At 57.1% G+C, this 11,679-nt stretch carries 14 protein-coding genes; 6 read left to right on the top strand and 8 right to left on the bottom strand.

The genetic code is table 11. The features are described from left to right. The 6 genes from A3754_RS13490 to A3754_RS13465 form a co-directional block, all read right to left on the bottom strand. Positions 1–261: LemA family protein (locus tag A3754_RS13490; RefSeq protein WP_197468651.1), on the bottom strand; the 261-nt coding region annotated here is incomplete at its 3' end. A gap of 258 nt (positions 262–519) precedes the next feature. Further along, on the bottom strand, positions 520–975 hold the full coding sequence (locus A3754_RS13485) for a DUF962 domain-containing protein (protein ID WP_063520108.1): 456 nt from the start codon (positions 973–975) through the stop codon (positions 520–522). Positions 976–1,132: 157 nt separating this feature from the next. Then, positions 1,133–2,044 carry a heme o synthase gene (gene cyoE / locus A3754_RS13480; protein ID WP_063520107.1) on the bottom strand — a complete coding sequence of 304 codons (912 nt, stop codon included), beginning with the start codon at positions 2,042–2,044 and terminating at the stop codon, positions 1,133–1,135. Further along, complete coding sequence (locus A3754_RS13475) at positions 2,041–3,102, bottom strand: heme A synthase (protein WP_063520106.1); 1,062 nt, start codon at positions 3,100–3,102, stop codon at positions 2,041–2,043. Before A3754_RS13475 ends, cyoE begins: the two co-directional genes overlap by 4 nt. 15 nt (positions 3,103–3,117) lie before the next feature. Continuing rightward, positions 3,118–3,732 (bottom strand): hypothetical protein, encoded by a 615-nt coding sequence (locus A3754_RS13470; RefSeq protein ID WP_063520105.1) that lies wholly within the window; start codon positions 3,730–3,732, stop codon positions 3,118–3,120. Then, a complete protein-coding gene (locus A3754_RS13465; protein ID WP_063520109.1) occupies positions 3,732–4,484 on the bottom strand; it encodes an SURF1 family protein in 753 nt (250 codons plus the stop codon). Before A3754_RS13465 ends, A3754_RS13470 begins: the two co-directional genes overlap by 1 nt. Before the next feature lie 235 nt (positions 4,485–4,719). Between A3754_RS13465 and A3754_RS13460 the strand changes: the two genes are divergently transcribed. Both A3754_RS13460 and A3754_RS26660 read left to right on the top strand, forming a co-directional pair. Continuing rightward, entirely contained in the window at positions 4,720–4,995 is a 276-nt protein-coding gene (locus tag A3754_RS13460) for a twin transmembrane helix small protein (protein WP_063520104.1), read from the top strand. 240 nt (positions 4,996–5,235) lie between these two features. Then, positions 5,236–5,388 (top strand): hypothetical protein, encoded by a 153-nt coding sequence (locus A3754_RS26660; protein WP_156496988.1) that lies wholly within the window; start codon positions 5,236–5,238, stop codon positions 5,386–5,388. Positions 5,389–5,559: 171 nt separating this feature from the next. On the opposite strand, the gene A3754_RS13455 is transcribed toward A3754_RS26660, so the two are convergent. Then, positions 5,560–5,895 carry a DUF1820 family protein gene (locus A3754_RS13455; RefSeq protein WP_063518876.1) on the bottom strand — a complete coding sequence of 112 codons (336 nt, stop codon included), beginning with the start codon at positions 5,893–5,895 and terminating at the stop codon, positions 5,560–5,562. Between the two features lie 397 nt (positions 5,896–6,292). Here A3754_RS13455 and coxB point away from each other — a divergent pair, with 397 nt between their 5' ends. Genes coxB through A3754_RS13435 form a run of 4 tightly spaced genes read left to right on the top strand, consistent with a single transcriptional unit; the run spans position 6,293 to position 10,633 of the window. Beyond that, positions 6,293–7,501, top strand: coding sequence for a cytochrome c oxidase subunit II (gene coxB, locus A3754_RS13450; RefSeq protein WP_063520103.1), 1,209 nt, complete (start codon positions 6,293–6,295; stop codon positions 7,499–7,501). A gap of 14 nt (positions 7,502–7,515) precedes the next feature. Continuing rightward, positions 7,516–9,123, top strand: coding sequence for a cytochrome c oxidase subunit I (gene ctaD / locus A3754_RS13445; protein WP_063520102.1), 1,608 nt, complete (start codon positions 7,516–7,518; stop codon positions 9,121–9,123). Between the two features lie 21 nt (positions 9,124–9,144). Further along, positions 9,145–9,723: a cytochrome c oxidase assembly protein gene (locus A3754_RS13440; protein WP_063520101.1), complete on the top strand. Its 579-nt coding sequence runs from the start codon at positions 9,145–9,147 to the stop codon at positions 9,721–9,723. 28 nt (positions 9,724–9,751) lie between these two features. Continuing rightward, the gene (locus tag A3754_RS13435) at positions 9,752–10,633 is read left to right on the top strand and encodes a cytochrome c oxidase subunit 3 (RefSeq protein ID WP_063520100.1); all 882 of its coding nucleotides are present in this window, start codon (positions 9,752–9,754) and stop codon (positions 10,631–10,633) included. 288 nt (positions 10,634–10,921) lie between these two features. Here A3754_RS13435 and A3754_RS13430 read toward each other — a convergent pair whose 3' ends face one another. Next, positions 10,922–11,587: an alpha/beta hydrolase gene (locus tag A3754_RS13430; protein ID WP_063520099.1), complete on the bottom strand. Its 666-nt coding sequence runs from the start codon at positions 11,585–11,587 to the stop codon at positions 10,922–10,924. Between the last annotated feature and the right edge of the window lie 92 nt (positions 11,588–11,679).

The raw sequence follows: 11,679 nt of genomic DNA, 5'->3' as shown, positions 1-11,679 counted from the left end.
GTGGGCGGCGGCGGCCTGTTTGGCGCTAACCGCCTGGTTGCGGGCCTCGATGACCTGGGTAAGCGTCTCTTTCTCGTGGCTCATATAGCCTTTGGCAGTTTCCACCAGGTTGGGGATCAGGTCGTGGCGGCGCTGTAGCTGCACATCAATTTGTGCAAAGCCGTTCTTGAAGCGATTCTTCAGGGCGATAAGCCGGTTGTAGACGGCAATGATGTAAATGATGACGGCAATGATAATGCCGAAAAAAATCAGAGTGCCCATGCAGGTAATCCTTCCCCAAACGGTGTTGTTGTAGGCCTATAAACTACTGCAAAAGTACGAATGGGGAAAGGCGGTACGGAGACGTTACTGTAGGAGCACTTCTCGAGGTGCGAACCTGAGCTTGGGCGAAGGAATGGCAAAAATGCCTGCTCCAAAGCGTTATCAGATAAAACTGTCGGCACAGGCCTGGAATTCATCCTCGCTGTCGCTCGGTTCGCACCTCGAGAGGTGCTCCTATAGCGGCCCTGCAAGAATGCCTCAGTATTTAATTCCCCATTTGCGATACAGAAAACCCATGATCCAGGCGGGCCCGATCATCAGGTACTGTATGTCTTCGAAGAAGGAGGGTTTCTTGCCCTCCACCTTGTGACCCCAGAACTGGCCAATCCAGGCGAGAATGAAGATCACCAGCGAAAACAGCCAGACACTGATGCCGGCGGAGGCGATCAGATTGAGGCCGGCCAGGCAGAGCAGGCTGAAAACCAACATGCCCGCGGCGATGGGCAGGGACAGGCGGGCGTAGTAGAGGGTCACGAAGACCAGCGCCAGGCAGGCCCAGAAACTGGTGAAAAAGGGTGCCGGGATGGCCCAGAGAAAGCCGATGATGGTGAAGAAAATCACCGGCACACAGACAAAATGCACTTTCTTGTTGGTGGGGTTCTGGTGACTCTCGCCGTAGGCGTCGAGCCAGTCATCCATGCTGCGGGTTGCCATGTTTTTCTCCCTTTTTTGGCCGTTAAGGAGAGTATTGCACCGCTGGTTCAGATCGTGAAGGTTTGTCGCGAGGTGCGAGTAACGAGTTTCGAAAACCAGATGCGCTGGTGCCTTTTGACTTTCGCAACTCGAAACTCGTATCTCGAAACTGTGCTGTTTATGCCCCCAGCCAGGTGGCCACGTTGGCCGGGCTCACTGGCAGATAGTGATCCACCAGCAGGGCGGTAAACAGGGCAAACAGATAGGTGATCGAATAGCCGAAGGTTTTCATTGGCAGTTTCGGGTCTTCGGAAAAGCGCAGCCGTACCGCATGGTAAAGAAACACCAGGCCGAGAATCAGGGCGCTGAGCAAGTAGATCAGGCCGCTCATGCCGGTGAGATACGGCAGCAGGGTGCAGATAAACAGCAGGATGGTGTAGTACAGCACCGATTCACGGGTAAACGGAATACCGTGGGTCACCGGCAGCATGGGAATGTCGGCCTTCGCGTATTCATCGCGGCGGTGAATGGCCAGGGCCCAGAAGTGCGGTGGCGTCCAGACGAAGATGATCAGCACCAGCAGCCAGGCGTAGGGGTGGGCTTCGCCGGTGACGGCGGTCCAGCCTAATAGGGGCGGAATGGCGCCGGCGATACCACCAATCACGATATTCTGCGGAGTGGCGCGTTTCAGATAGAGCGTATAAATGAAGGCGTAGCCGACAAAGCCAAACAGGGTCAGCCAGGCGGTGATCGGGTTCACCAGAAAGTACAGCATGATCATGGAGGCCGCCGCCAGCAGTACGGCGAAGGTGATGGCCGCTTTCGGGGTCAGCTTGCCGGCCACCAGAGGGCGCTTTTCGGTGCGCTTCATGATGGCATCGATTTTCTGATCCATGATCTGGTTAATGGCGGCGGAGGCCATCATGGCCAGAGACAGCCCCACAAACGCAGGGATGAAGGTGCCCAGCGGCACCATGCCCGCCGGCTCGGTGGCCAGGAACATGCCGGCCACGGCGGTGACCATGAGCAACATGACCACGCCGGGTTTGGTGAGGGCGAGATAGTCGCGCCAGTGGGCAGACTCACTCATGACGGGGCTCCTTGCTGTTTGGGGGGCTGGCGCTTGCCGCATTTCACGTTAATGGCGCGAATAAACAGTACCAGGCTGGCCAACAGTATCACTGCGACGAAGTTATGGGCCACGGCCACATCCAGCGGCACCGCGAACATCACATTACTCAGGCCCAGGCCGATCTGCAGGCTGAGGATGCCGAGGATAACCAGCGCAAAATTGCGGAAGAACACGCTGCGAGCACGCAGCAGGATCTTGCCCACCAGCAGCAGTACCAGCAGGGTGACCATCAGCGCGCCGAAGCGGTGCATCACGTGTATGGTGGTGCGCGCGTCGTTGTCGAGTACGCCGTACTCGTAGTCGGGCTTGTCGTGTTCGTGGCCCCAGAAAATGAAGGCTTCCTTGAAGTCCAGTCGATCCTGCCAGCCTTCTTCGCACACTGGCAGGTCGGTGCAGGCCACGGCGGCATAGTTGCTGGCGGTCCAGCCACCCAGGGCGATCTGCAGGATAATGGCGGCCAATGTTATTGATGCCAGGGGCTTGAGTGTCAGCACATCACAATCATTGAGGAAGCTGGGCCAGCGGAACACCCGTGCGGTGAGAAGAACCAGCAGGGTAAAGGTGGTGAAACCGCCAAGTAGATGCAGCATCACGATGGTGGGCTGCAGCCCCATTGTCACCGTCCACATGCCGAGAATGCCCTGGAAGATAACCAGTGCCACCAGGAATAAAGGCAGCTTCAGTGGCTGCTTTTCCCGCTTGCGGTTAACAAAGGACAGGGCCGCGATGATGATGATCACCAGGCCCAGGGTGGAGGCGAAATAGCGGTGCACCATTTCCGGCACGGTTTTGTGCGCTTCGCGCAATGCGCCGGGGGTGGTTTCGTTGGTGGTGGCCACGTGCGCGATGGCTTTGCGTACGTCCAGATGGCCGTAGCAACCGGGCCAGTCCGGGCAGCCAAGGCCGGCATCGGACAGTCGGGTCCAGGCGCCCAAAATGATTACGCCGGCGGCCATCAGCACAGCCAGAATACAGAAACGGCGCAGCCAGCGCTGCGATGCGGTGGGGGTTTGCATAATCAAGAGCCTGCCTTAACCGATCAGTGACCCTTTCAGGGTCCGTTTGAGATCGACGCGGATGTTCTCCGCCTCTTCGAGGGTGGCATCCATGTTTTCGTGCGTGGGGTAACGCATGAATATCTGGCCGTCCGGGCTGACCAGAAAAATATCGCCAATGGGCTGACTGGCATCGGGGGCATACACCGGGGCCAGGGCCTGGGTGACATCGGCGGGAGCCGCATGGATAGAAATCATGCCATCCACCTTGTCGGTGAGGAACGTCTGCAACTCGGCGCCGGCCGGGGCGGTATGCAAAATGACCCGGCGCACTCGTTGAATGTCTTCGCCCAGGGTCAGGCGCACTTGTTGTACTTGATAATAGAGGCCGTTCTTGCAGCGGGTGTCGCAGTCTTCCCCGGCCACATAGAGCAGGGTCCACTGAGTGCTCATGTCATTGCCGTCGTAGGGTTGCTGGTTGCTGTCAGTGGCGTTCAGGCTTGCCATGTCGATGTGTGGAACCAGCAATTGGCCCTTGTTGACCTTGGGTAGCTCCTCGACATCAATCAGGAAACGCCCAGCCAGGAAAAACAGGACAAAAGGAGCAATGATGGCTAACAAAATGAACCTGTTTTTGGTCCGTGGAGTCATTACTGTTCCTCTCGCGTCTTGCGTGCTTTGCGCCAGTTTCGGAGTGCGGCGGCAACATATATCAGCAGGGCGGCCAGTGCCAGTGCGAACCACTGCAATGCGTAAGCCTTGTGTCGTTCCGGGCCTATCACCGTCACGTCCTGCCAGTGCCGGGGTAGCGGTGTGTTGCTGCCCAGCGCCAGTTCCGGGGTGACCCGGATTTCAAAGGGCGCCAATTCTACCCCAAGTTGTTCACCAATAGCGTCAAAATCCACTTTCTGAACCCGTAATGGCCACTGATTGTCGGGCAATGGCATGTCTTTCAGGACAAAAGCGTCGCGAGAAGGCCGATATACGGTTCCGGTGACGGTCTGGTTTCCAGTGATGGGGGCAATCTCCGGTAGCCTGCTGCGATCATTTCCCCGCGGGAGCCAGCCCCGGTTTACCAGCACCCAGCGTCCTTTGCGGGTTTCAAATGGGGTTAGCAAATGGTAGCCAGCCACCCCGTTCAGGGTACGGTTATCGAGCAACAGGTTGTGGGCGTTATCGAATTGACCAGAAAGGGAGGCGCGACGGTGCATGGGGTCATCGGCGGCTTGCAGGCTGGGCAAGTCTGCGGGCGGTAGAGTCGCTCGTTCGCTCTGCTCCGTGAGCCATTGGCGCTTTTCTTCTGCCCGTTCCAGCTGCCAGAAGGCCAGGCGCAGGCAGATTCCGGCAACAATTAGCGTTGCCAGCAGAGCGATCCAGGGCGCGCGACGTGGAGAGTGAGGCATGGTTATCTGCCCTCGTGACAGCAGTGTCATGGTCAAAACAGGGGGAGCCCGATCCATTGCTGCCAGTGCGCTGCCGATAGTACGTGCACTGGCAGTGTCGGCCATTACAATGCCTGCATAAAATGGCCGCATAACAATGGCGGCACATTGTACATAGCTGGCCGGGCTTTTCATCCAGGGAATCCGGGCGCTGTTTCTGATACGCCGTAATAACGGGTGCAAGGAGATAACGAGTATGTGGTGGGTAAAGCTGATTGTGGTGATTTTACTGCTGGCGGCAGTGATTTCTCTGGGGCGCGCGCTCATGTCTCTGGTGAAGGACCAGGGCAAGGAAGGCAAGACCATGCGCGCTCTGGCCTGGCGTGTGGGCTTTTCCGTGGCGGTGTTCCTGTTCATCCTGCTCAGCATGTATCTGGGTTGGGTGCAGCCGCATGATGTGAACCCGACACTGCGTTACGGTGAGCCGATCCAGTCCAGCGAGCAGGCTCCCTCCCGGAATCAGGGGGAATAGGTAAAGAAAGTGCCTGTGTGCTCCCGGTCTTGTAAAAGGCCGGTAAAAAGCCTGCCGTTCAGTGAACGAAGATGCGGAAGGGCTCTCTGATACAGTGAACTCGCGTTGAGCGAGGCAGGCGGAGAAGGGCCAGCAGGGATGGCCAGGGAGCATGGATGCACTTCCCGCTTTATCATTCCGTATCGATTACCCCGGCCGGCCCAATGAGGCGGCAGTGGTGAGCAACGCGAGGAGACCACAATGGAGTGGATGACACGGTTTGCGCTGGTTCTGTTTGTTCGCATGATTGCGCGAGCGGAACAGGCGATGTTGCTGGCGGGAAGCGCCCGCAAAGAGTTATCGGCAGTACGCTCCCCGGTGCTAACCCAGGCCTCCCGGGATGCCACGCGCTAGCGGGACGATCTTTTTTTAGTCCGTCGGGAACCTTTGCATCCACCCACGGACTAATTCAGTAGGCAAAATACGTTTTCTCCTCTTAGTAACATCAGGCAACCCTCTGGGCGCTCGGTCTAACCGGCGCCCTTCTTTTTTTGGGGTGCAGGGTTTTTGCAGAGGCAGGTGCGGCTATTTGCCCGGACCTGGCGGCATGGGGAAAGGGGAAATGTTGCTGCTGCGGGGCTCTGGGCGTGATTCCGTGATTTTTCCGACCCCTTCCTTTTCTACCTCATCAATACGAATGACCGAATGCATGGGGATGTACGACCGCAGAACCCCTGAAAACTCGCTCTTCAGCTTTTCTTCCGATGGATCCACCAGCACACCGCTGCGTTCATCAAACAGGAATTCCTCTACTTCGATAAAGCCGTGCAGGTCGCTTTGATATATCTCTGAGGCATAAACTTCGTAGGTTTGCCCCTGGTTCTGGAATATGACGCGGTAAATAGGGCGGCGTTTTGACATGGCAGAAAGAGACGCTGGGTAGGGAAATAGAGACGGAGTGTAGCATAGCGTTTGGCTTTCGTATCTGCCTGAAAGGCTTGATAAACCCTACGTTTCGGCTGGACTTTAGCCATGCGAATGACTAGAGTTGGCGCCCATAAATGCAGTGGGACAATTTGCCACACCTCCGGCAATTCAATGAAATCAGCATGGCGGTAAATAGCTATTTGATTTTATTGGGTTTTGCCTCCCATGTGACACGTTAAGCGGCCGCCCCCTTGGTCGTCGATGTCAGTGGGGAAGGTCTGGTGACCGTTTCGCCGCATCAATCCTGAAACTCGCTTTCCAGGCGCCGGTAACGGCAAAGAACAAGCGTGCCTGTAACGGGGTAGCGCTGGGGAAAACAGGGAGCAAACGCATGCAGTCAACTCTGTTCCACCGCGCGGCGGCGGGTCTGACGTCACTGATGATCAGTGGCATGACCTTCGCTAGCGACTGGACCGAACGTTCCGATCTCGATCTGCGACCGGGGGTAACCCAGGTCAGTCAGGAAGTTCAAAATCTTCACACCACCGTTCTCTGGATCGTGACCGTCATCGGTCTTCTGGTCTGTGGCCTGATTCTGTTCTCGATGATCCGCCACCGCCGTTCCAAGAATCCGAATCCTTCCACCTTCCACGAAAACGTGTTTTTCGAGGTGCTGTGGACAGTGATCCCCTTCGTTATCCTGATCGCCATGGCCGTACCGGCCACCCGCGTACTGGTTCAGCTGGACGATACCGCTGAATCAGAGCTGACGGTGAAGGTGACCGGCTATCGCTGGAAGTGGAGCTACGAGTACCTGACGTACGAAGACGACAACGATATTGGTGTCTCTTTCTTCTCCAACCTGGCCACGCCGCCGGAACAGTACAACAACCCGGTTCTGTCCGGCGGTCTGTTCCCCTATGGCACCGCGAAAGATCTGGTCGGCAAGGACGCTCCCGAGAAAGACCACAACTACAACCTGGAAGTGGATAACAAACTGATCATTCCGTCGGGCCAGAAAGTACGCTTCCTGGTGACCTCTGACGACGTGATCCACTCTTTCTGGGTGCCGGATTTCGGCGGCAAGAAAGATGCAATCCCCGGGTTCGTCAATGAAACCTGGGCACTGGTACCGGAAGGTAAGGAAGGCACTTACTACGGCCAGTGTGCGGAACTGTGTGGCAAGAACCACGCCTTCATGCCGATTGCTGTAGAAGTGGTGACCCAGGACGAGTTCAAGACCTGGATCGCTGAAGAGAAGGAAAAAGCTGCCTCAGGCCCGGATCTGACACCGTTTGCCGGCATTGATCAGGCGCTGGAAGAAGGTAAGCAGGTTTACGACAGCGCTTGTGCCCTGTGTCACGGAGCCAATGGTGAAGGCGGTATCGGCCTGGCGTTTGCCGGTACGGAATTTGCCACCAATAAAGAGCACCTGAACGAGCACATTGATGTGTTGGTCAATGGCCGTGGTGCCATGCCCAACTTCAAGGCTCAGCTGACACCTCGCCAGATTGCGGCGGTGATCACCTACGAGCGTAATGCTTTCGGCAACGACACCGGCGATCTGATTCAGCCCGCCGACGTTAACGACCACGAATAAGGGAGGGGATAGCAATGTCTACTGCAGCTGCAACCCATGATGATCATCACGATCATCACCACGCCCCGACCGGCCTGAAACGTTGGCTGTTCAGCACCAACCACAAAGATATCGGTACCTTGTACCTGTGGTTCAGCTTCGCCATGTTCCTGTCCGGCGGTTTCCTTGCCATGGTAATTCGTGCCGAGCTGCTCGAGCCCGGCATGCAGTTCGTGGATCCGGAATTCTTCAACCAGATGACCACCGTGCACGGTCTGGTCATGGTATTTGGTGCGGTGATGCCCGCCACGGTTGGCCTGGCCAACTGGATGATTCCCTTGATGATCGGTGCGCCGGATATGGCGCTGCCGCGGATGAATAACTGGTCCTTCTGGATCCTGCCTTTCGCTTTCGCCATCCTGATTGGTTCGGTGGTGATGAGCGCGTTCGGTGCCGGTAACCCCAGCGCCCCGAACTTTGGCTGGACCTTCTATGCGCCGCTGTCGACCAAGTACGGTCCGGCGTCCACTGACCTGTTTATTCTGTCGGTTCACATGATGGGTATTTCTTCCATCATGGGTGCGATCAACGTGGTCGTTACTGTCTTCAACATGCGTGCCCCGGGCATGACCCTGATGAAGATGCCGCTGTTCGTGTGGACCTGGCTGATCACCGCCTTCCTGCTGATCGCGGTTATCCCGGTTTTGGCCGGTGCAGTGACCATGATGTTGACCGATCGTCACTTCGGCACCAGCTTCTTCGATGCCGCCGGTGGTGGTGACCCGGTACTGTTCCAGCACGTGTTCTGGTTCTTCGGGCACCCTGAGGTGTACATCATGATCCTGCCGAGCTTCGGTATCGTGTCAGCGATCATTCCGGCCTTTGCCCGCAAGCCGCTGTTCGGTTACGCCTCCATGGTGTACGCGACTGCCTCCATTGCGCTGCTGTCCTTTGTCGTGTGGGCTCACCACATGTTCACCGTGGGCATGCCGCTGGCCGGTACCCTGTTCTTCATGTACATGACCATGCTGATCTCCGTGCCTACCGGCGTGAAGGTGTTCAACTGGGTCGCAACCATGTGGCGCGGGTCCATGACCTTTGAGCTGCCGATGAAGTGGGCGATCGCTTTTGTGGTGCTGTTCACTTGTGGTGGTCTGTCCGGCCTGATGCTGGCGATCACCCCGGTAGACTTCCAGTACCATGACACCTACTTCGTGGTGGCGCATTTCCACTACGTGCTGGTGACCGGTGCGATCTTCTCCATCTTCGCTGCGGCCTACTACTGGCTGCCGAAGTGGTCCGGGATCATGCCCAACAAGACCCTGGGTGAGCTGCACTTCTGGAACTCCCTGATTTCCGCCAACTTGCTGTTCTTCCCCATGCACTTCGTGGGTCTGGCTGGCATGCCGCGTCGTTACGCTGACTACGCGCTGCAGTTTGCGGACTACAATTTCTGGATTTCCATTGGCGGTTTCTGGTTCGGCCTCTCGCAGTTGTTGTTCCTGGCTGTGGCCGTATTGTGTGCCATGAAGAAAGGCGAGAAAGCCCCGGCCAAGCCGTGGGAAGGTGCTGAAGGCCTGGAATGGGAAGTGCCGTCACCGGCGCCGTTCCACACCTATGACACCCCGCCGGTGGTCAAGTAACAGACACATAACGAGGGCACTATGAGCGAGAATCAGCAACTCAGCGTGGAGCAGCGCAACAAGCGCACGCTGAAAAAGCTGTTGATCTGGGCGGTGGCCATGTTTGGCTTCGCCTTCCTCATGGTGCCCTTTTATAACGTTATCTGTGATGTCACCGGACTGAATGGAAAAACATCGAGTACGGCCGCCACCCAGGCGCCTGAAAATGTGGTGGCAGACCGTACCGTGACTGTGGAATTCATTACCCAGAAGGGCGACGGAATCAGTGGTGAATTCACTTCTGAGACCAAGCGGGTCAAGGTGCATCCGGGGGAAATTACGCTGGTGCACTTTTTCGCAAGCAACCCGACGTCATCGGACATGATTACCCAGAGCATCCCGTCGGTAACACCGGGGGAAGCGGCTCGATACCTGCACAAGACGCAGTGTTTCTGCTTCGATCAGCAGACCTTGCTGGCAGGTGAGCGCAAGAACATGCCGATGATTTTCTATCTGGACCCGGACATTCCCAGTCACATTAATCAATTCACTCTGTCGTATACGATCTTCGATGTGACAGAGCGGGTCGCCGGTAAAAACAACAGCGTGGCTGCTAACTAGAACAGCCGGTTGTAGAGGAGATTTTTTAATGGCTACTGAAAAGTATTACGTTCCCGAGAGCAGCCCCTGGCCGTTGACCGCGTCCATCGGTTTGTTCATGACCGCCATTGGCGGTGCGCACTTCATTCAGCAGAGCACCATGGCAGACATGGAGCCCAGTTTCTTCGGCAAGCCCCTGTTCTTCCTGGGTCTGACCTGGTTACTGATAGTGATCGCCCTGTGGTGGCGTGACACGATCAAGGAATCTGTGGGTGGCTTGCACAGTAATCAGCTGGGCGGTTCCTACCGTCAGGGCATGCTGTGGTTCATCTTCTCCGAAGTGATGTTCTTCGCGGCCTTCTTTGGCGCCATGTTCTACACTCGCTGGTTGATTCTGCCGTGGTTGTCCGGGGAAGGCAGCAACGCCATGACCCACGAACTGCTGTGGCCGAACTTCCAGGCCATGTGGCCGCTAACCGTGACCCCGGCGGGTGATACCACCCAGGCCATGGGAGCATGGGGGCTGCCGGCTATCAACACGGCTATCCTGCTGGTGTCGTCCATCACGCTGACCATTGCTCACCACGCCTTGCTGGAAGGCAAGCGCGGTACCCTGATCGCTTTCCAGGCGGCCACGGTGGTGCTGGGGATCATCTTCCTGTTCCTGCAGGTGGAAGAATACATCCACGCTTACACCGAGCTGGGTCTGACCCTGGATGCGGGTATCTACGGTAGCCTGTTCTTCCTGCTCACCGGTTTCCACGGTGCACACGTGACCATCGGTACCATCTTCCTGTTTGTGACCCTGCTGCGTGTGATCAAGGGGCACTTCGATGAAGAGAATAACTTCGCCTGGGAAGCGGGTGCCTGGTACTGGCACTTTGTGGACGTGGTGTGGCTGTTCCTGTTTATCACGGTGTACTGGTTGTAAGAGACGCTGCACGCGTCACGCGACAGGCAACACAAAAAAGCCGCGCCCCGAGAGGGACGCGGCTTTTTTTGTGGCTGGTGTTTGATGCCAGATGCATGACGGAAAAAAGCAGAGAGGAAGGGGGTGTTCTGTGGGAGCTTGCCCACACACAGTAAGGGGTCAGGAGTAGGTCTGATTAGGCGTAGCCGTAATCAGACATTCAGCGTGAATGGGGCCTGCCGCCGAATTCTTCGCCCGCAGGCTGGCTCCCACAACTGAGCAAGGGAGCCAGCCCAGCCTTGTCAGGCGTTAGGCGTTCGGCATCAGGCGTTGCGTAATCCACTGGCCAATATCCCGAATCTGTTCCAGGCAGACCATGTGCTCCATGGGGTAGCTGCGGTATTGCGGGGTATAGCCCAGTTCAGTCAGGGTGGCTGCGGCCCGTTGGCCCAGCTGTTCCGGTACCATCGGGTCCATGCTGCCATGGCAAATCATTACTGGCAGGGCGGCATTGGCCTCGCTGGGTGTGACGGGCATGGCCATGTAGGTGGAGAGAGCAAGCAGGCCGGCCAGAGGCTTGGGCTGACGCAGGGCGGCCTGGTAGGCAACGGCACCACCTTGTGAGAAACCCGCAATAATGATGCGTTCGCTGGGAATGCCGCGGGCGATTTCCCTCTCGATGAGTGCATCTACCGCGTCCGCTGAGGCCAGAACGCCGGCTTCGTCCACTTTGCGGTCGATATCCATGGCGAGAATGTCGTACCAGGCGGGCATGACCATGCCCCCGTTCACCGTAACGGGAATCTGCGGGGCATGGGGAAAGACAAACCGCACGGGCAGGTCCGCAGGCAGCTGAAGCTCGGGGACAATGGGCTCAAAATCGTGACCGCTGGCGCCCAGGCCGTGTAGCCAGATCACACTGGCGGTGGCTTGGGCTGATGGTTCAATTTCAACGCAACGCAATAGATTACTCATGGTCAGTCTCCTCCCGAGACAATAATTCGCACGGCTTCAAGTTGGCACTGAGCTTCGCTGAGGCATTTTTCCAGAGCCTGTGTTTGCGCTTC

Source organism: Alcanivorax sp. HI0083, from assembly GCF_001635175.1.
Note: the sequence above shows the minus strand (reverse complement) of the source record. Positions and strands in the feature narration are given on the sequence as shown.

Bases quoted from the DNA above. Each gene is read 5' to 3' on its own strand.
- A3754_RS13485 (WP_063520108.1), bottom strand. From the start codon at position 975: ATGGCAACCCGCAGCATGGATGACTGGCTCGACGCCTACGGCGAGAGT.
- A3754_RS13455 (WP_063518876.1), bottom strand. From the start codon at position 5,895: ATGTCAAAACGCCGCCCTATTTACCGCGTCATATTCCAGAACCAGGGG.
- A3754_RS13440 (WP_063520101.1), top strand. From the start codon at position 9,145: ATGAGCGAGAATCAGCAACTCAGCGTGGAGCAGCGCAACAAGCGCACG.
- ctaD (WP_063520102.1), top strand. From the start codon at position 7,516: ATGTCTACTGCAGCTGCAACCCATGATGATCATCACGATCATCACCAC.
- A3754_RS13475 (WP_063520106.1), bottom strand. From the start codon at position 3,102: ATGCAAACCCCCACCGCATCGCAGCGCTGGCTGCGCCGTTTCTGTATT.
- A3754_RS13460 (WP_063520104.1), top strand. From the start codon at position 4,720: ATGTGGTGGGTAAAGCTGATTGTGGTGATTTTACTGCTGGCGGCAGTG.
- A3754_RS13470 (WP_063520105.1), bottom strand. From the start codon at position 3,732: ATGACTCCACGGACCAAAAACAGGTTCATTTTGTTAGCCATCATTGCT.
- cyoE (WP_063520107.1), bottom strand. From the start codon at position 2,044: ATGAGTGAGTCTGCCCACTGGCGCGACTATCTCGCCCTCACCAAACCC.
- A3754_RS13430 (WP_063520099.1), bottom strand. From the start codon at position 11,587: ATGAGTAATCTATTGCGTTGCGTTGAAATTGAACCATCAGCCCAAGCC.
- A3754_RS13435 (WP_063520100.1), top strand. From the start codon at position 9,752: ATGGCTACTGAAAAGTATTACGTTCCCGAGAGCAGCCCCTGGCCGTTG.
- A3754_RS13465 (WP_063520109.1), bottom strand. From the start codon at position 4,484: ATGCCTCACTCTCCACGTCGCGCGCCCTGGATCGCTCTGCTGGCAACG.
- coxB (WP_063520103.1), top strand. From the start codon at position 6,293: ATGCAGTCAACTCTGTTCCACCGCGCGGCGGCGGGTCTGACGTCACTG.
- A3754_RS26660 (WP_156496988.1), top strand. From the start codon at position 5,236: ATGGAGTGGATGACACGGTTTGCGCTGGTTCTGTTTGTTCGCATGATT.